Origin of the sequence: Neptunicella marina (genome assembly GCF_014270035.1) — a bacterium.
Classification (GTDB): domain Bacteria; phylum Pseudomonadota; class Gammaproteobacteria; order Enterobacterales; family Alteromonadaceae; genus Neptunicella; species Neptunicella marina.
In genome coordinates this window covers 36,533-54,835 of sequence record NZ_JACNEP010000013.1, presented here as the reverse complement: position 1 = coordinate 54,835, position 18,303 = coordinate 36,533, and the positions used below count along the sequence as shown (strand labels likewise).

24 protein-coding genes are annotated in these 18,303 nt (G+C 43.3%); 19 read left to right on the top strand and 5 right to left on the bottom strand.

Annotated features, from left to right (window positions below; translation table 11 throughout):
• The first annotated feature begins 30 nt into the window (after nucleotides 1-30).
• From H8B19_RS14465 to H8B19_RS14410, 12 genes are all read left to right on the top strand, one after another.
• Nucleotides 31-1,245 carry a sensor domain-containing phosphodiesterase gene (locus H8B19_RS14465; RefSeq protein ID WP_186507602.1) on the top strand — a complete coding sequence of 405 codons (1,215 nt, stop codon included), beginning with the start codon at nucleotides 31-33 and terminating at the stop codon, nucleotides 1,243-1,245.
• Between the two features lie 81 nt (nucleotides 1,246-1,326).
• Nucleotides 1,327-2,124, top strand: a complete 798-nt coding sequence (locus tag H8B19_RS14460; RefSeq protein ID WP_186507601.1) for an AraC family transcriptional regulator — start codon at nucleotides 1,327-1,329, stop codon at nucleotides 2,122-2,124.
• Between the two features lie 41 nt (nucleotides 2,125-2,165).
• Entirely contained in the window at nucleotides 2,166-2,630 is a 465-nt protein-coding gene (locus H8B19_RS14455; RefSeq protein WP_186507600.1) for a carboxymuconolactone decarboxylase family protein, read from the top strand.
• 141 nt (nucleotides 2,631-2,771) lie between these two features.
• Nucleotides 2,772-3,332: an HAD-IA family hydrolase gene (locus H8B19_RS14450; protein WP_186507599.1), complete on the top strand. Its 561-nt coding sequence runs from the start codon at nucleotides 2,772-2,774 to the stop codon at nucleotides 3,330-3,332.
• A 59-nt stretch (nucleotides 3,333-3,391) separates the two neighbouring features.
• A complete protein-coding gene (locus H8B19_RS14445; protein WP_186507598.1) occupies nucleotides 3,392-3,838 on the top strand; it encodes a hypothetical protein in 447 nt (148 codons plus the stop codon).
• Nucleotides 3,839-3,854: 16 nt separating this feature from the next.
• The gene (locus H8B19_RS14440) at nucleotides 3,855-4,094 is read left to right on the top strand and encodes a hypothetical protein (protein WP_186507597.1); all 240 of its coding nucleotides are present in this window, start codon (nucleotides 3,855-3,857) and stop codon (nucleotides 4,092-4,094) included.
• 7 nt (nucleotides 4,095-4,101) lie between these two features.
• Nucleotides 4,102-4,584 (top strand): GNAT family N-acetyltransferase, encoded by a 483-nt coding sequence (locus tag H8B19_RS14435; RefSeq protein WP_186507596.1) that lies wholly within the window; start codon nucleotides 4,102-4,104, stop codon nucleotides 4,582-4,584.
• The gene (locus H8B19_RS14430; protein WP_186507595.1) at nucleotides 4,581-5,141 is read left to right on the top strand and encodes a nucleotidyltransferase family protein; all 561 of its coding nucleotides are present in this window, start codon (nucleotides 4,581-4,583) and stop codon (nucleotides 5,139-5,141) included. Before H8B19_RS14435 ends, H8B19_RS14430 begins: the two co-directional genes overlap by 4 nt.
• A gap of 243 nt (nucleotides 5,142-5,384) precedes the next feature.
• Entirely contained in the window at nucleotides 5,385-5,828 is a 444-nt protein-coding gene (locus tag H8B19_RS14425) for a hypothetical protein (RefSeq protein ID WP_186507594.1), read from the top strand.
• Between the two features lie 13 nt (nucleotides 5,829-5,841).
• Nucleotides 5,842-6,231: a GFA family protein gene (locus tag H8B19_RS14420; protein ID WP_186507593.1), complete on the top strand. Its 390-nt coding sequence runs from the start codon at nucleotides 5,842-5,844 to the stop codon at nucleotides 6,229-6,231.
• A 316-nt stretch (nucleotides 6,232-6,547) separates the two neighbouring features.
• Nucleotides 6,548-7,093, top strand: a complete 546-nt coding sequence (locus H8B19_RS14415) for a GNAT family N-acetyltransferase (protein ID WP_277816413.1) — start codon at nucleotides 6,548-6,550, stop codon at nucleotides 7,091-7,093.
• Entirely contained in the window at nucleotides 7,077-7,550 is a 474-nt protein-coding gene (locus H8B19_RS14410) for a GNAT family N-acetyltransferase (RefSeq protein ID WP_186507591.1), read from the top strand. Before H8B19_RS14415 ends, H8B19_RS14410 begins: the two co-directional genes overlap by 17 nt.
• A gap of 52 nt (nucleotides 7,551-7,602) precedes the next feature.
• On the opposite strand, the gene H8B19_RS14405 is transcribed toward H8B19_RS14410, so the two are convergent.
• On the bottom strand, nucleotides 7,603-8,193 hold the full coding sequence (locus H8B19_RS14405) for a malonic semialdehyde reductase (RefSeq protein WP_186507590.1): 591 nt from the start codon (nucleotides 8,191-8,193) through the stop codon (nucleotides 7,603-7,605).
• A 156-nt stretch (nucleotides 8,194-8,349) separates the two neighbouring features.
• Between H8B19_RS14405 and H8B19_RS14400 the strand changes: the two genes are divergently transcribed.
• Nucleotides 8,350-8,535 (top strand): hypothetical protein, encoded by a 186-nt coding sequence (locus H8B19_RS14400; protein ID WP_186507589.1) that lies wholly within the window; start codon nucleotides 8,350-8,352, stop codon nucleotides 8,533-8,535.
• A gap of 17 nt (nucleotides 8,536-8,552) precedes the next feature.
• Here H8B19_RS14400 and H8B19_RS14395 read toward each other — a convergent pair whose 3' ends face one another.
• Nucleotides 8,553-9,629, bottom strand: coding sequence for a nickel/cobalt efflux transporter (locus tag H8B19_RS14395; RefSeq protein WP_186507588.1), 1,077 nt, complete (start codon nucleotides 9,627-9,629; stop codon nucleotides 8,553-8,555).
• Nucleotides 9,630-9,762: 133 nt separating this feature from the next.
• Between H8B19_RS14395 and rcnR the strand changes: the two genes are divergently transcribed.
• On the top strand, nucleotides 9,763-10,035 hold the full coding sequence (gene rcnR, locus H8B19_RS14390) for a Ni(II)/Co(II)-binding transcriptional repressor RcnR (protein WP_186507587.1): 273 nt from the start codon (nucleotides 9,763-9,765) through the stop codon (nucleotides 10,033-10,035).
• Between the two features lie 60 nt (nucleotides 10,036-10,095).
• On the opposite strand, the gene H8B19_RS14385 is transcribed toward rcnR, so the two are convergent.
• Nucleotides 10,096-10,950, bottom strand: coding sequence for a LysR family transcriptional regulator (locus H8B19_RS14385; protein WP_186507586.1), 855 nt, complete (start codon nucleotides 10,948-10,950; stop codon nucleotides 10,096-10,098).
• Nucleotides 10,951-11,085: 135 nt separating this feature from the next.
• On the opposite strand from H8B19_RS14385, the gene H8B19_RS14380 reads away from it, so the two are divergent.
• From H8B19_RS14380 to H8B19_RS14360, 5 genes are all read left to right on the top strand, one after another.
• Nucleotides 11,086-11,769, top strand: a complete 684-nt coding sequence (locus tag H8B19_RS14380) for an FMN-dependent NADH-azoreductase (RefSeq protein ID WP_186507585.1) — start codon at nucleotides 11,086-11,088, stop codon at nucleotides 11,767-11,769.
• Nucleotides 11,763-12,239 (top strand): nucleoside deaminase, encoded by a 477-nt coding sequence (locus H8B19_RS14375; protein WP_186507584.1) that lies wholly within the window; start codon nucleotides 11,763-11,765, stop codon nucleotides 12,237-12,239. The genes H8B19_RS14380 and H8B19_RS14375 overlap by 7 nt, the downstream gene beginning before the upstream one ends.
• Before the next feature lie 456 nt (nucleotides 12,240-12,695).
• Nucleotides 12,696-13,727 (top strand): alpha/beta hydrolase, encoded by a 1,032-nt coding sequence (locus H8B19_RS14370; RefSeq protein WP_186507583.1) that lies wholly within the window; start codon nucleotides 12,696-12,698, stop codon nucleotides 13,725-13,727.
• 871 nt (nucleotides 13,728-14,598) lie between these two features.
• Nucleotides 14,599-15,513, top strand: coding sequence for a hypothetical protein (locus H8B19_RS14365; protein ID WP_186507582.1), 915 nt, complete (start codon nucleotides 14,599-14,601; stop codon nucleotides 15,511-15,513).
• A 164-nt stretch (nucleotides 15,514-15,677) separates the two neighbouring features.
• Nucleotides 15,678-15,896, top strand: coding sequence for an addiction module protein (locus H8B19_RS14360; protein WP_186507581.1), 219 nt, complete (start codon nucleotides 15,678-15,680; stop codon nucleotides 15,894-15,896).
• A 59-nt stretch (nucleotides 15,897-15,955) separates the two neighbouring features.
• On the opposite strand, the gene H8B19_RS14355 is transcribed toward H8B19_RS14360, so the two are convergent.
• Together H8B19_RS14355 and H8B19_RS14350 are read right to left on the bottom strand one after the other, a co-directional pair.
• Nucleotides 15,956-16,711 (bottom strand): LytR/AlgR family response regulator transcription factor, encoded by a 756-nt coding sequence (locus H8B19_RS14355; protein ID WP_186507580.1) that lies wholly within the window; start codon nucleotides 16,709-16,711, stop codon nucleotides 15,956-15,958.
• Nucleotides 16,693-18,168, bottom strand: a complete 1,476-nt coding sequence (locus H8B19_RS14350) for a sensor histidine kinase (protein ID WP_186507579.1) — start codon at nucleotides 18,166-18,168, stop codon at nucleotides 16,693-16,695. The genes H8B19_RS14355 and H8B19_RS14350 overlap by 19 nt, the downstream gene beginning before the upstream one ends.
• Nucleotides 18,169-18,303 lie beyond the last annotated feature (135 nt).

Below are 18,303 nucleotides of genomic sequence, written 5' to 3'. Positions count from 1 at the left end.
AATTTCAGACTCGCAAGTGAAGGTTTTGCCATGGAACACAGCTTTTGGGATCACAATTCTTTATTGCCGGACTCCTCAACTCATCAAAAAATCAGTGACCTTATTCATCAATTACTGGTGTCAGTTCGCATGCGACTGAATATGGAAGTTGCTTTTGTATCGCATTTTGTCGATGGTCGTCGGGTATTTGAATTTATTGATGCCCAACATGGGGCCGAATTTATTCATGTTGGGGATAGTGATCCACTGGAATTAAGTTTTTGTAAGCGTATTGCTGATGGGCGTATGCCTCAACTGGTGTGTGATGCCCGCCAGGAACCCGCGGTAAATGATTTAGCTGTTACCCACACATTGCCAGTGGGGGCACATATTAGCGTCCCCATTCTGCTCAGTGATGGTAGTGTTTACGGCACTTTTTGTGCCTTTAGTCGTTTACCCAACTTTGATTTATTGCAACACGACCTGGATGTATTCAAGGTGTTTGCCGATATGGTTGCCACCCTTATCGAAAGTCATCATATGGCCCGAAACCATTTAAACCTGCTGCGTAAAAAAATTAACGATATTATTCAGGATGATCGTCTTGGATTACATTTTCAGCCAATTGTCAGTTTACGTGACCACAGTTACCGGGGATTCGAATCGTTGGCGCGGGTTGCCAGTATAGATTGGGCACCAGATGTACTTTTTCGTGAATCATTAAGTGTGGACTTATCTGAAAAGCTGAACGAAAGGGTCGTGGTGCAAGCAAAAAAAGCCTTACCATCCTTGCCGCCGGGCTGTTATTTATCGATTAATATCACGCCGGATTATATTTTAAGTCCCAGTTTTTATGCGGTGTTGTGCCGCTTGCCAGCCAAACGCATTGTGCTGGAGATTACCGAACATGCTGCTATTGCAGACTATCAGCTTATTGAAACGGCTTTATTACCGTTACGAAAACAGGGAATGAAAATTGCCATCGATGATGCCGGTGCAGGCTTTTCCAGTTTCAGGCATATTTTGGCAATTCATCCTGATATCGTAAAAATAGATCGCAGTTTGATTGAGAATATTGATAGCGATAACCAGAAACAGGCGTTAACCAGTGCTTTTATCGGTTTTGCGGCAGCCAGCCATTTTGATCTGGTAGCAGAAGGGGTGGAAACACTGGCGGAATGTCAGATGCTTGAAAAACTGGGCATTGATTACGCACAAGGGTTTTATTTTGCCAGACCCTGTGCTCTGGAAAGCCTGCCTCATTAAGTGACGGCACATACAGGTAATCGTTGTGTCTTGTGTGTTTTTCTGCTGTGATCAGCCAATCTCTGGTTGGTCATTAATTTTATGTCGCGCCCCTGGTTGAATGCACAACTTGCTTATCTTGGATTTCGGCACTACTCCCCTGTCGCCGAACTCCGTCACTGGGTAATGAATCTATGGTCTTCAGGTTATAGCGACCCTGAACAAAAAGTTGTCTCCGAACATGTAATGTACCCTGACCCCGGGGGGAAACTGGTTGTGCACTACGATGACGGCCAATATTACATTTTACTAAGTTCTTCGCATAAACCTTATCGTAAACAAGTGGATAATCAGCATCAGCTGGCTGGTGTACACTTTTTACCGGGAGGAATGCATGCATTGCTGGACATCGAACCCTCAGAACTGATCGCAGAAGACAGCCTGCCTCTGGTTGATATTGCTCCGGATATGGCTGATGAACTACAGCATCTGCTGCAGCATAGTAAAGTCAGTAATGTTCAGTTAATACAGCAGTGGTTGCTGTTGTTAGCACAAAGACACAGTGTTACACCGGGAAGGTTACAGCAATGGTGGGCAGTATTTAGTGATAGTGATTACCGGATTGAGGCATTGCAACAACGGGGATTGTCGCGACGAACAGTGGAAAGAGAATTTCGTCGCGAGACGGGTTTCTCTCCGTTGCAAGTTACGCAATTGTTGCGCATCAGACAGGCCCGGGAATTAATCCTTCAGGCCGAGCTTAGTCTGAGTGATATTGCTCAGCAGTGTGGCTTCTATGATCAGGCGCATTTTAGTCATATTTTTAAACGTTTTACCATGCAAACACCTCAGACATACCGTCAACGAAAATTGTCGCATATTTACAATATTCGTCATTAATTGGCCGCTACTGTTTCCGAAACTTTAACAGGAGACAACATATGCAACATAGCCGATTATCCCGTAACGATTTTTACCGTAATGTCCCCCATCTGGTGGACAGTCTGCTGGCACTGGAAAAAATCAGTGATAGCGACAATATCAGTGTTTCACTTAAACATCTTATTAAACTAAGAGTGTCACAAATCAATGGCTGTTGCTTTTGTCAGCATATGCATGCTGGTGAGGCACGCAAAGATGGAGAGTATCAGCAACGTCTGGATATTTTATTAAGCTGGCATGAAGCTCCGGCATATTTCACCGATAAAGAGCAGGCCGCACTAAACTGGGCTGAATCACTGACACGCATCCCGTCTCAAAGTGTGATTGAGCAGCATTACCAAGCGGTTATAGCTTTATTTGGTGAAAAAGGTGTCGCAGAGTTAACCGCAATTATTTTATCCATAAACAGCTGGAACCGGGTGGCTATCAGTATGGGGTTTACCCCTGACGTAACCCTTGGTTAAGCCGTCTTAGAACAAGGTGGCCACCGGTCGCCTTGTTTTTTTGTGAGCAAAAAATAGCTTTATTACCCCCTTGTCGAATGAGGAAAATTTTTACGTTTTTTTCAGCTTAATTTCATCACATTAGTGATATGGTCAGTTCTTGTGTCATTAATCAACTCACTACATTTTATGTCTGTTCACAGCCAGCTATCTTTAGTCGATTTATTTCAACAAACCGATGTGGTGCTATTTGACTGGGGCAATACACTGATGTTGGATTTTCCTCATTATTCAGGGAAGATGTATCAGTGGCCGTATATCGAATTAGTTGCTGGAGTGATGCCATTGCTTGAGCGATTATCCGACAGTCACAGACTGTATGTGGCAACCAATGCGCAGGATTCTGATAAAAGTGAGATTACAGCTGCGCTGGAGCGTGCCAGTATCGCTTCATTTTTCACTGATATTTTCTGCCAGCGTGAACTGGGGTTAACCAAAACCGATAACGATTATTACCCGGCGATTATCCGGGCACTGGCATGCCAGCCTCAGCAGGTTATGATGATAGGGGACACAATAAAAACTGATATCATGCCCGCATTACAAACCGGGTTGTTTGCAATATTGGTTAACGCCGGGCTCAGTAATGTGCAGGCTGATAGATTTTACCATTTTGCGACATTTGATCAGTTGATGGCTAAGCTGAGTCCGGACAGCCTGTAACCGGTAGCGTTTAGTTAGCTGTTGTTTCATATCGCGGATTAAATCTGGAGGAGAGTAAAATGCGGGTTTTTATTGGGGGACTTATACTGTTCATTTCTGCTTGCTCCTCGACGCCCCCACTGCCTGGTCAGCAGCGCTTTGAACAACTGGACTTTTTGCTCGGCGAATGGGTAGGTAAGGCTCCTGATGGTAGTGAATTTTATGAAGCCTATTCATTCGACAGCCAATATCAAATCCGCTCAACACGTTATAAAGACCGTGCTTTTAGCGTAGCCGGGGATAGTAGTATTATTCGTCTGGAACAGGGGGAAGTTATCTCGGTATGGAATGATTTTAGCTGGAAGGCTAGCGATATCACAGATAATCGCGCCTGCTTTGTTCCGTTGGAAGCCCCTAGTTCATTTTGTTGGGAAAAAACGGATTCTGATCATTTGCGCGTGACGCAAAAATGGACTGATCAACAGGGAGTCCCGCAGCAATATACAATCGACTTAGTTCGTAAATAAACAGGTAACCTGACATATGCAACAACACAAACAAAATTCGCCCGATGAGCAATCTTCCGAATCTGAAGCACCTAAAGGATCAATGGGAATGGGGGTTTTAGTGGGCCTGATTATGGGGGCGGCTTATGGTGTGATGTCCGGGCAGTTTGCGCAAGGCATAGCTACCGGAATTGCGCTTGGGGTTATTTTGGGTGGGGTATTACAATTTAATGCTCGTATGCAAAAACATCAGCAACAGCAGGGCAAGGAAAAATAAGTTATTTATGGAATTTGTTTTGCTGGCGGATGCGCCCGCGGCATTGGGCAAGGTTGCAGGTTGGTACTACAACAAATGGGGCCGTAAACATAAGGATGTGAGTTTACAAAATATTGCGGCAAAACTAACGCGTTCCGATAATCGCGAACAGGTACCTTTGTTGATGTTGGTCCGACATTTGGGCCAAATTGTTGCAGCTGGTGAATTAAAGTGGCGGGAGATGCCGCAGTTTGAGCAATACCCGGTCTGGATGGGTGGAATATATGTGGATAAACACTGGCGCGGACTTGGCATCGCCAGTCATCTGGTTGCTGCATTAATTGAAAAAGCCAAAACACTGGGTATTACTGAGCTTTATTTGCAAACAGAGGATTTGTCCGGTGGCATTTATGCCAAATCAGGTTTTAAGCCAATTCATCAGCTGGAAAGTAATGGAAAACAAGTTGTGGTGATGAGGTTACAAATCGATAAACTCACCACCACCTTATGAGCCACATTGAACACCGTCATCAGCAAAAGCTGTTTGAATTGTTAAAACAAGACTCGTATCGAATGAACGTCCTGACGGCAGTGGCATCATTGCAATTACCAGACTGTTATATTGGGGCTGGTTTTGTGCGCAATCTGGTGTGGGATCATATTCACCTGTATACAACTCCAACAGCGCTAAATGATATTGATGTGGTTTATTTTGATCCCGCACAGCGCGATCCGGCGCAGGATAGAGCCGTTGAACACACTTTGACGAGGTGGATGCCTGAGGTGAACTGGCAAGTTCGTAATCAGGCCAGAATGCACAGCAGAAATGGCCATAGTCCATACCAAAATACCAAACAGGCGATTAGCTACTGGATAGAACAGCAAACGGCAGTTGCCGTGCGTTTAGTTAACGGGCAATTTCAGGCTTTTGCCTGTTTTGGCTGGCACACATTATTTTGTGGTGAGTTATCTGCCAACCCATTGCGAGACCCGCTTATTTTTCAACAACGGGTACAAAATAAAAACTGGTTAAAGCAGTGGCCACAGCTAAAACTTATATCGCCTTAATCGCGATATAAGGAGGTAAGCTTATGTTATTTATTGCGATTTATTTGCTGAGTATAGTGCTGGTATTGTGCATTGCATACTGGCGAAGGGCGTCTCTGATGAATTGGTTCTGCTATGCCTTTATCTTAGGCCCGTTAGCGATTCCCGCTGCATTTTTTGCCACACCAAAAGGTAAGCTAAAGTAGCTAATGTGTTGATAGCTATGATATAAAAATTCAAATTGGCGATGTGCAGGGACTGGATATGAATCAGAACGTTATTAAAACGCTGGGTATTTTATTTCTGATGGTGGGTACCGCATTCAGTGTGCCTTTTTATGATCAGGTCCATACCTCTCTGGATATGAGTATCTGGTTTACCCCCAGTTATTACACGCAGTTTATTCCACTTTTCATAGGCATCACTTGTATCATTGCCGGACTGCTTGTGTTGTATGGTTACCGCCACTGCAATATTTATTTGGTCTTATTTGGTCATGCTGCGGTGGAAGATGTGTTGTTTAATTGGTTGGGATGGTCAAACACCAATCTAACAGTATCATCCATTGTTTTTTTTCTACCTCTGGGTGTATTGGCACTGGTGTTGGGCTACCTTAATAGTTTGGGCAAAAAGCCTGTATCCCTGCTCGAAGCTTTTGCCGGATTATTGTTTACTACCATATGGATATTGTCGCCTAATCTGTTCTGACAGGAGCCAAGTGATGCAAGGTAAATGCTTTTGTGGCAATGCCACGTATAAACTTGAAGGCAGAATTTTAAACAGCGTAAACTGCCATTGTGAGTTATGCCGTAAATTAAATGGCTCGGCATTTAGTACCTACCTGATAGTCAAACACGCTGATTTAACCCTTGTAACTGGCAACATTAAAACCGCTGCACTATCGGAAAGAGCGGTAAAGCACTTCTGTGCTGACTGTGGCTCTCCTTTATACAACCTTAATCAGAAATACCCAGGATTAGCGATGTTGTATTTAGGTAGCGTGGAAAATATGGATACACAACCTACCGCAAATATTTATTGCGAAAGTAAACTGAGCTGGACAGATGGCATTGCCAAACTTGCGCAGTTTGATCAGGCTTTGCATAAATAAGTTACTACCAGTATTTCACATTTAATTCATAGCCCTTCTGCTAGGTTACTTTATGTGATGTGGGCTTAGTTTTGTCTTTTATTACCTGTTTCTAATGGAAAAATGCATTATTAGAGCAGGATTTTTTTAGACAAGTTAAAGGTTTCTTTCCCAATACTACTTAAGTACTATACGGAAAATTTTAAAATTCATTGACATGGCTGATACAATTTTTGTAGCATTTGCTTCGTCTTTTATGGAATAATTAATTTGTATTTAAATCGATTGTAATAGAATAATAAATTAATTGTTATATATTGTTACTTTTGGGGAAGGTATGCGACTGCATGGAACGAACAATCTGTTATTAAGGGATTTTGTAATGACAGATTTAATCGCATATCAGCAGCTACGGCTGGATAAAAAGTTTGCACGATTTTATTGCGATGATGTTGTAAGCAAAATACAAAGTGAAAAGTTGTTAAACCGCTTTATCGCACAGGCAAATGCGCAACCCAGAGTCAGTTATCAGTTTGCTATTGAGCATGGAGCGGCGCTTGTTGGCTCAGTAGGACTAAGACGTGTTGACAGTGGTTGTTATTCGTTTGGAATTGAGCTGGGGCGTGAAGCGCAATGGAAAGGTATTGCCTTTAATGCGGCAAGCATGATGATGGATTTTGCATTTAATAAGTTAGGTGCTCAGGTTGTGTTTGCGCAAACGTTTGAACGCAATGTCGCCGCGATTAAATTGGGGCAGCGTTTGAACATGCAAACTGTCTGGCAATCTGACCAGACAACAGAAGTAAAAGGTATCACCAGCCGCATCGCTTTGTTGAGAATTAATCAAAACCAATGGAAACAACATCTTGCAACTAACAACTGAGCAGCCAGAGTTTGGGCCTGATACTGCAGAACTTCGAATAGAAAAAATTGACTGGCAACAAACACTTGATCTCCGCCATCGTATCCTGTGGCCGGATAAAGATGCTGAGTTTTGTCAGGTGGAAGGGGATGAGCAAGCACTGCACTTTGGCGGATTTATTCATCAGCAGTTGGTCAGTGTGGCATCGATATTTATACACGGCCGCTCAGCAAGATTACGCAAGTTTGCCACAGACGGAGAGTTTCAGGGGCTTGGTATTGGCTCAGCAATGTTAGGTCACGTCATTGCGTTCCTTAAAGACAAGGATGTCGACTTTTTTTGGTGTGATGCCAGAACCAGTGCGTTGGCATTTTATATGAAACTAGGCATGAAGCCCGATGGAGAACGTTTTGATAAAAGTGGTATTGAATATGTAAAAATGCGCATGCCATTAAAGCGCAGAAAGCTACTGCTTTAATGGCTGCACCGATTAGATCCCATGGCTTGGATCTGTGTGAATTGGATTCTGATTAAACAATTTCACCCGCTTCATCAAAACTCAGTCGTGGTGCCCTTGGGTAGGTCGATTCCGCCACGCCATAACCCAAACAGCAGATAAAGTTGGATTTAATTGCGGTATCTGCGAAAAACGCTTTATCCACGCCATCGTTATCAAATCCTGACATTGGGCCACAATCCAGACCTAAAGCACGTGCGGCCATCATAAGATAAGCACCTTGCAATGTACCGTTACGAAATGCAGTAATCTCAGCCACCGGGCGCAACATATTCTGCATGTTTTCCAACAGATGTGGCGCCACCAGTTTAGGTAAGGTATCCACAAAGTTAAGATCCTGGCCAATGATCACAGTGACCGGAGCCTGTAAAATTTTATCCGGATTACCACCCTTGGCTAAGTCGGCGAGTGTTTGCTTAGCTTTATCGCTTTTCACCCATACAAAACGCGCAGGGCAACTGTTTGCTGAAGTCGGCCCCCATTTGAATACATCATATAACTGAGTCAGTAATTCATCGCTAACGGGTTTGTCCTGCCAGGCGTTGACGGTTCTTGCCTGGTAAAATAACTGATCTAACGCTTGTTGAGAAAGTACTTGTTCCACACATGACTCCTTAATTAGATGCGATTTAAAGTATAAAAAGTAATTTACTCTATATTAGGTACTTAAAATAGTAGCCGCAAGGAGGCACATTTTTGTCACCCAGGCACAAATAACATACCGGAGATATGATGAATAACTGGTAGCAACTGGAGCACAGTGGTAAAGAATGTAAAGCGGTGCGTTCTGTTATCGCGTGTCGGCGATAAGTGGAGCATTCTTATTATTGTGATGTTAGGTGACGGCAGTCTGCGTTTTAATCAGTGGGTGCGTGACAACTTAAAAATCATTGAAAATAGCCGCGCACAGTATGATGCAATGCAACAAAATGCCACTGTAGATTAATGTTATTGCTTTAAAAATTAATTTGTTAGTGCTGTTATCCCGTGCAGGCACATATATGCTCCGACCGCGCTAATTAGCACACCAGAAAGATATGGTGCCCGGCGAGCAATATCATTTAATCCGCTCCATTTAGACGTTGCCTTATGCACCCCCACGGCTGCCACAACGCCAACTGTCACCAGCGTCAGTGCCAGTCCAATGCTAAATGAGACAACCAGAGTTGCACCCAGTGTTATTGCTTTTAGCTGTATGCATATAAACAGCACAGTTACAGCGGCAGGACAGGGGATTAATCCTCCGGTTAACCCAAAAAGTAGTATCTGACCATTGGTTACATCGCGATGCTCAAAACGTTTTTGAATATCCCGGGCGTGAGCGAGTTCGTGAGCATCCTGATACTGTTTATTTTCATTTATTAATTGAGCGTCTTCATGAAAATGTACATTAAAATCATGTGTGTGATCGTGGTGAGTCATCATCAGTGTAACTGAAAAGTCGTTTGAGGCCTGAATTCGCGATATGGACTCAAGATATCCATCACGCTGCACAAATTGGCTCAGCTCGGATGCAGCAGAATCTGTCTGCTGCATTGATAACTGAATACCTTCAGGTGATGGAAGTCTGCCATTTAGCGCACGCAGCTGAAAACGGTAGTAAGCTCCTTCTTCGATAACAGATAAGGAGATGTGTCCATGCCCTGTATCGACAACTTGGGTGGTCCATTCATGTGCGTGTTTATGTGCTTTATGCCAGGTGCGTTCCCCATTCCATGTTCTAACAAACATCCACAGCCCGGTCAGGATAATAATTATCCCGGAAATAAATTGCATCCAGGGTTCAACGGCTTCTGCGGTGAAGGCCTGGCTGAGGTACATCCCTCCAACAGCGATTAGCCAAACAATTGCCGTGTGAGAAATGGTCGCCGCTAAACCTAACATTACCGCCTGTTTAACCGTACCTTTGATCGCCACAATAAAGGCAGCCATCATGGTTTTTGAGTGTCCTGGCTCTAAACCATGTAACGCGCCAAGCATGATGGCACTGGGAATAAAAAACCAGCCATTACCTTGTTGCAGTAGTGCTACAAAATCCATTCAAATTCCCTGTTGGGTTTAAATATTTGAACCGAACTATACTCCCCTCCAGTATAATATACTACCCCCCAGTATTATGGGGTGCTACATTATCGTTATAATTACCCGGTTTAAGACAAAATGAAGATACCTCATGTCACATACAATCAAAGATCAGAAAAAGCTCAGTACCCGGGTTAGTAAAATACAGGGACAGGTGACAGGCTTAAAAAAAATGCTGGAACAGGACCATGAATGTCTGGATGTGTTACAGCAGATTGCTGCCATTCGAGGTGCGGTAAACGGTTTAATGAGAGAAGTAATTAAAGGACATTTACTTGAGCATGTGGTGCTTGAAGAAAACGCTGAACAACGTGAAAAAGATATGGAGGTTGTGCTAAAAGTTCTGGATTCTTACATAAAATAAGAGGCGCTCTTTAATTAAGAAGTCGCAATGTCGTGCAAACTTTGTTTGCCTGCTGGATGCTTAATTCTGTTTCAGTAACCGTTCCAACCACTCTACAAACATAATATTATGCCGGGAAAGGTGTCTTTGTTTATCGGCGATGTAATAACAAAGCCGGGAACTGATGGGCTGGGTATTCAATCCGCTTAACACGCCTGCTTTTATATAACCTTGTATCAGTGTATCCGAACAAAAAACATAGGCATTTTCCAATAATGCCTGTTGAATACCAAATAACTCCTGATCGTAATATCTCACATTAATGTTGCTGTTGTGTAAGCTGTTTAGCTCGATCCAGGCTTGCAATGGTACTTTGGGTAACCTGCTATTTTTCCAGTCGGTGGTGTAAATGGTTATTTGCTCTGAGTGATTAAATTGTGCAGCAGTCTGGGGGCCGCAATATAAATTAAACTGTTCGGGTTTGATGATGTCAGCCCCCGATTGTTTGCCCGTTTCGCCAAACCGAATCGGTAAAGTGAAATGGTCTGCTTCAATGCTCTCACCACTGGTAATATTGACCTTGCACTGTGGATACTGTGTATAAAAGTCCTGAAGTGCGGGAATAAGCACCAAAGCCGCAAATGATGAGGTCGTTGCCACATTTATTTGTTGATCTTTCTGTGCAATCTTTTCAATTGCCTTTTCAATCGTTTGAAAGCCCAAACCGGCAGCCGTTGCTAATTCCTTACCCGGTTCAGTGAGTGTCACCTTTCTGGCTGTGCGCACAAATAAGCTGATGCTTAGTCGCTGCTCAAGGTTATTGATATGATGAGAAACTGCGGTGGGGGAAATGGATAACTCAGCTGCAGCCGCTTTAAAGCTGCCCAGTCTGGCTGCTGATTCGAACGCCTTAAGTGCAGGTAAAGACACTTGCATGATAGCTACTCTTTAAACCGTATAAATAGATAATAGATGAGTTTAATTCATCTGTAAGTGTTTTTTACTCGTTTGTGAATACTGACTTAAAACACAAAAATAACGCTCAGAGTTAACCCACAGAGGCAAGCCAAAATGAGTGTTATTTTACATGTAGATTCAAGTGTTAGAGCAATTTCGAATGCAAACCCGGAACATGATTCAATTTCTAAGAAACTGGCAAAAAAGTTTATTTTACAATTTGCAGAAGATGCGGGTATAGATGAGTACATTTATCGTGACGTTGGTATCAATCCCCCCCGGTTTATTACTCAGGACTGGATAGGTGCCGTATTTACCCCGGGGTCGACAAGGTCTCCTCAGCAACAACAAATCCTAGCACAGTCGGATGAACTGATTGCCGAGGTTGAAAAAGCCAATCTCATCGTTATTTCATCGCCAATGTACAATTACGGCATGCCAGCACAGTTAAAAGCCTGGTTTGATCAAATCATACGTATTAATAAAACCTTTGATTTTGATTTGGCGCGGGGCGATAAACCACTGGCTCCTTTATTGTCCGGCAAAACACTGGTAATTGTTACCTCAAGTGGTGAATTTGGTTTTGCAAAAGGCGGTATAAATGAGGATTCCAATCATTTAGTGCCGCATATACGTACGCTGAGTAAGTACCTGGGGGTGACTGACATTTACGAGGTCGCGTCGGAATATCAGGAATTTGCCGATGACAGACACCAGCACTCATTGCGAATGGCCGAATCTAAAGCTGAAGAACTCGCCACTTTACTGGCCAGACAGTCTGGGCTGGCAATATGTTAGATGCAAAACAAATTACGTTTTACTCTAAACAAACAATTGCACTGGCTATGCAACAAGCAGACAAGGGGGGATTGCCTTTTTCGTCTGTTATTGTTGACCAACAAGGTAACTGTATTGGTGAAGGCGTTAATCAGGTTAATCAGTTGCATGACTGTACGGCGCACGCCGAAATTCAGGCAATCAGAGCGGCGAGTCAAAACATAGGCCGCACCGGGCTGACAGGTGCCACCTTATTTGCATCTGGTGAGCCTTGTGGTTTGTGTTACATGGCGATACGTCTGGCGAAAATCAGTCAGGTGGTGATTTTGCTGGATAGACATGAAGTCAGGCAGCTCGGATTCGATTATCTGTACACATACCAGTTGCAACATCAAATGGAGCCTGATCTTAAGGTTGATAATTTATCAGATGAGCTAAAATCTGCGCCTTTTTTAAAGTGTCAGCAGAATTTAGACACCATAGGGCTTTGACTGACCCTGGAAGGGCGCACGAGCTGTTGAGCTTTTGCTTCGCAACTAACCGCTTGCCAGAAAAATAAAGTTTGGACGTTGCACCGGCGCAGGGAATTGTGCTGCCGCAATTCTCTAAGAACCCAACGGTTAACGCCTACCAACTAAAGGCACTGTGTCTGCTCAATTTTCAATTCAGGCAAACTGCCACCGTTGCAACTGACTCGGTCTCCCTGCCTCGTCTGGCAGTTCGCTTATCTGAATTTTAAATTGGCCACAGTGAATGGGGAAATAAGTCAGCCGCTGGCTGACTAGAAAAAACTTTAAGGTTTACAGCCGGCATTGCCCAAACGCATTTGGACAAAGTATTTGCAGCAGTTTGTTACAAAACTGAAAAATTCAGACATATAGCGCGTGGTAATCTCTCACAAAGAGCTTCGCTAATGCTGGCGGCGTAATAAAGATAAGGGAATACAAATGAGAGTTATCGTCACCATTCTGCTGTTGTTAAATATCACGTCTGTAAGCTGGGCTGCGCAAGACACGATACAAACCGAAATCCACTCAAAATCTTTAGCCGAATCCAGAACCATTTTAGTCAGGCTATCCGCTGATTACGCTAATCAGCCTGATAAAAAATTCCCTGTGTTAATCACGCTAAATGAGAAAGATAATTTTAACTGGGCGAGCAGCATTGTAGATATTCAGGCGGCAAAATACGGCATAGAGGACATGATAGTTGTCGGTCTGCCAAGCACTGGAAATTATAGCGACGATAACTACCCGTTTAAAAATGAAGAAACTGCTGAGCTAAGCCCACAAGCACAAAAATATTCGGCATTTATCAGACAAGAAGCGCTGCCTTATATAGAAAAAAATTACCGAACCAATGGTGGGCGTTTTATTGTCGGTCACTCATTATCAGGATTGTTTGTTGCCAATATGCTGATGCAGCATCCCAATGCGTTTTCCAGTTATGTGATGCTCAGTCCATCCATGCAGTATGCACCACAACTGCCAGAGTTATTGCGGGGATTTTTCAAACAACATGCATCTCTATCCAGCAGTGTGTACCTGGCTTTGGGGGATATGGAACATCAAAAAATCCGTCACGGATTTGAAGCGCTGGAAAAGGTTTTTGTTGAAAGTGCGCCAGCTAATTTGGCGTGGACAGTTAACTATATGGCGAACACCGACCATATGCTTTCCGCCTTTAAAGGCACTTATGATTCGCTGGCCTGGATTTATGCTGATTGGCATATACGTGACACCGAAATGCAAACCTATAGCACCGATGATTACATCGAACACTATAAAAAATTGTCGAAAAAGCTTAAGTACCAGATCAAACCAAGAGAACGTTATATCGCCGGGTTTAGTGGCTTTGCAGCCAGCCAACTGGATGACAAACATGCCGCGGAACAAGCGTTAAAAGCTGGTATTTATTTTTATCCTGAATCACAAGCTTTAAAAGAGCAGTTGCAGGAGCTAGATGCGCCGGCGCTTTAGCTCCCGATTTTAAAATTGGCATTTGTCATAGATTGATGATTTGTGCTGCCGCAATTGCTTCGCTGTGCTGCATTATCAGATGCATTGTTTATTTCACGTCCCTTTGGGGGCGCGAGCTTTTGTGGTTTTGCTTCGCAACCAACCGCTTGTCATAGATTGAGGATTTGTGCGTCGCGCCGGCGACAGCGGCGTAGGGAATTGTGCTGCCGCAATTCCCTAAGAACCCAACGGCACCCCAGCACTGTGGCAGTTCAATTTTCAATTCAGGCAAACTGCCACCGTTGCAAATCCACGTCCCTTCTGTTGCAACTGACTCAGCATCCCTGCCTCGTCTGGCAGTTTACTAATCTGAATTAAAAATTGGCCACAGTGAATGGGGAAATAAGTCAGCCTCTGGCTGACTAGGAAAAACCAAACTATCAAACTTCACCGCGACAGCGGCCAAACGGAGTTTGGCTACTGCGACTCTGACTTTTAGACAAAACCAAGCTGGCTTTCGAATGGCTAAACAGGAAGTTTAGCCAAGGCCAATGCTTTGCATGGACTGCTGCCTTTGGCCGCTTCGAATTAGAGCCAGTTTGGTTTTGGCGTTAAGAAAGTCGGCGGAGTGAAAGACCTTTCGCCTATTTGGGTCTGTCCAAATAGGCTCGCGCCCCGGGAAGGGCGTGAAAATAATTATGGACGATATTACTCATTGGGTAAGTAAAACAACGTAGCTCTAACCCTCTATTGATAAAGCATTAACTATTCTGATACTAATAAGCCAAAGGATAAGATCGAGAAAGGTTGCGGTAGAAAAACTAGCCGATTGTTCATTGTTAAGTTGTTTTGTGAACCCAATTAGCCAGCCTTCATCCCAAAAAGGAATTCTATGATTAAGTTAAAGCCGAATTGCACAGCAATTAATTTTAAGAATATGGAGAAGACAAAGGAAAATTTCTCTCTTCTCATATATGGCACTATTGATAAAGAGTTAATTGACCAAGAGATTCAGAACAGCCAAGAAGTTATTGAAAGTGGGCATGATTCAACCGGTCACTTTCAAAAGCAGGTTGATTATTTGAATAAGCTCAAATCTGACCCACATTACCAAAATGGGAGTTTGCCGAGAGGGATTGAAAAAATCATCCTCCAAATCATGGAGAGTTATACTTTTTGGCATTCGATAAACGATGTCGACTCGAATTTTTTCCTCACTCAAAATAATTATATCCACAACCTAGTAAATGTGAGCATTACATTTATGGTTAGTTGTGAATTAGCCAAGCTGTTTAATAATAAACCAGATGATTTTTCCCTAAACAATATTTGGAATCATGGTGTTGAGGCTATCAGACGAGCCAATATCGCAACTTCGGATGAGATTGATTATATATCAGAGCAGTTTGCCAGAAATGAATCCACCAGAGATCCTGCCATTAAACGATTCTTAGACTTCCGGAATAAGTCTGTTGCCCACAATACAAACAACACGGGAATGCACTGGTCTGATTTTGTTAGCACCATAAATTTTATAGTTAGGGTTTGGGGTATTATTGATGAGTATTACAGCCCAAACTGCCTTCCAAGGCCAATAGGGCTATCAGATCAACTTTATGCTCCTCTCCATCCTTATTTTAGTACGGTGCAGATTACGGAAATGAAGGAAGCAAGGTTAAAATTAATGAAAGACATCTTCAAATCAGCTTCTACTAATCTAGTAACAGGACAGCAGGACACAATCAGGCCATTTGGTGATCTAAAAGTAACGGCTAAGATAGAGTTAATAGCTAAAGTTGATGGCTAGCAAAGTCAGTGAGCATCATTGCATAATATGTTGCTATTGTCTGACGTATCTACGATGTGCTCAGATATGCGACAATGCTGACCGGCTAGCCATTCATAACAACTCCAAACTTCCCTCATTCTATATTGGTGGAAATATTGTCAGGAATATTAAGGAGGCCAAATATGTCCGATGCCCTTAAAATCTTGCTGGAAAGTATTGAGCAACTAAGCACGAAAGAAAAAGCACTTGCTGCACATTGCCTTCTTACTGCAATGGATTCAGCTACTGAAGATGATGTTGAATCAGAATGGTTGAAATTGGCCGAAGCCCGAAGTGCTGAGCATGAATCCGGAAAGGTAAAAGCTATTTCGTGGCAGGAAATAAAGCAGGAGCTCACCTAATAAATGTTTCCTGTTACTTTTCACCCTGATGTGAAAATGGAAGTGGAAGCTTAACCTTTTTACCCCAAACTTATCCCTGTTAGCAGTGCTTCCAAATTATGTTTATAGGCTTTGCCAGTCTTCAGCTGTTGGCCATTGGTCAGGGTGACCATTTCATTATTCACTGCTTTTACATGTTGTTGATTCACAATCGCGGATTTATGAATTTGCACAAAGTGCGCGGGCAGTAATTCGCTAAAGCGTTTTAATGTGGCGGCGGTGAGTTGAAAGCCTTGTTGTTGCCACACTTTTACGTAATTACCGTAGGCTTCGAGACAATAAATGCTATCCAAGGCCACGCGGCGTTGTTCGCGATCAACCCTGATTACAATATCCCTGGGCGTGTTTATTTGGGCTGTTTGCGGTTGCTCGTTTATAACTGGTGTTGTGGCTTCTGGCTGTTGAGCCTGCTGCTGGCGGCGTTGTACTTTTTCAATCGCCTGAGTAAAGCGTTCAGCACTAACAGGTTTTAATAAATAATCGGTTACATCCAGCTCAAAGCCCTGCAGAGCGTATTGTTGGTGGGCGGTGCAAAGTACAATCTGCGGTTTATTGGCCAGCACTTTTAACATGTCGATACCGGTTAAAACCGGCATGTTGATATCTAATAAAATCAAGTCGGTTTGATTGTTGGCCAACCAGGCTAAGGCTTCGGGCGCGCTGTAAAATTGGCCGGCCACGTTAATATCAGCGTGTTGCTGGCAATGATGCCGCAACACCTCATGAGCGAGTGGCTCATCGTCAATAATGATCAGGTTTAATTGAGTGGAAGACATAAAGTAGCTCGCCAGTATTTTTCTGTTGGTTCGTTCGTTTCGCTTTGTTCTGCAGCTCCAGTTGGTTCGCTGCTTAGTTGATAACTCTGCGGATATTGCAGGGTTAAACGTCGTTTTAAATTGGCTAAACCCACGCCACCTTCCTGCTCATGTGTGGCGTGTTTAGGTGCCAGACTATTGGTGCATTCAAACTGAATTTGTCCGTCTATTATCTCTAAGTGAATAGTCACCCAGCTTTTTTCATCACTGGGTTCGACGCCATGTTTAAAGGCATTCTCCACCAGCATCACCAATAGTAACGGTGCGATTGTCGCATCTTGTGGAATGGAGGGTATTGAGATATTGAGTTCACATTTGTTATCCACCCGCATCATTTGTAGCGATAAATAGTTTTGCAGGTAGTCGATTTCATCCTGCAGCAATACACGTTTTTTCTGGCCCTGATAAACCGTGTAACGCAGTAAATCCGCCAGTTTTAATAACATATCGCCAGCGTTGGCGGCATTTTTTAAACACAGAGCGTACAAGCCATTCAGGGTGTTAAACAAAAAGTGGGGGTTAACCTGCTGCTGTAACATTTTAATTTCAGCACTCAGCTGGCTTTGTTCCAATTCCGCTAATTGAAGACTGGTTTGCTGGCGTTCAAACACCAAAATGATCGGCGTACTCACCAGCCAAACAGCTGTAGCAAAACGGAAATTATCCGGAGCAAAAGGGTTGTAATTTTGCGAAGGTGTAACGCTGAACTCAGGCAAATTCCACGGCAGTTGCATGGCAATAAAAACCAATAATGGATAGCTGATAAACACAAAAACACAGCTGCTCATTAAATAAGCTACCATGCCGTGTTTAGCCAAAATGTTGCGGATAAACAGGTAACGGTTAAGCCAGTAATAACTGAATATCATGCTGGCCAGTACCAAAAATTGCGCCAGAAAATAGAAGGTTAAACCGAGGTTGTCCCACATTTTGCCAAAATCAATAATCGCTGGAAATGGCTGATTGCGCAGCGGATCGTCGGTGTAAACAAACATGCCTGTCATGGTGAATGCCCAGCAAAACAGCAATAAAATCACCACCGCATCTAAATTTAATAATTTGCGCCAAATACCCGGTTTTTGCTGTTGTTGCTGATAAAACTGATGTACTGCGTATAACAGCGACAAACAAACCGCGATGATCTCACCCTGCATACTAAACAGGGTTTTATTGCCACTTAGTTCGCTAATCCACAACAGATTTATTGCTGGATAAACGATAAAGCCGCCCATCCATACCAGTGCCTTTTGTACACCACTGTATTTTTGTGAATACCACTGTGTCAAGAATAGCGGGCTGAACTCGACTGCCAGCTGCAACAAAATGAGCGCATAACCAGGCAGCGAGTCACTGTGTAACGAGAATTGTCTGATTGAGCCTTCCACCACTAATGCGGTTAACACGGGTAACAGACTCATTAAACTTGGTTTATTGATTGCAGATGTAATGGTCTTAGTCCTTTGACATGGAGATTGACGCTAAGGCTGCCAGTTTAAGCATAAGCTGGCAGCGAAAAACTGACAAAAACGCGATTTTTGATGACAAACAACAAT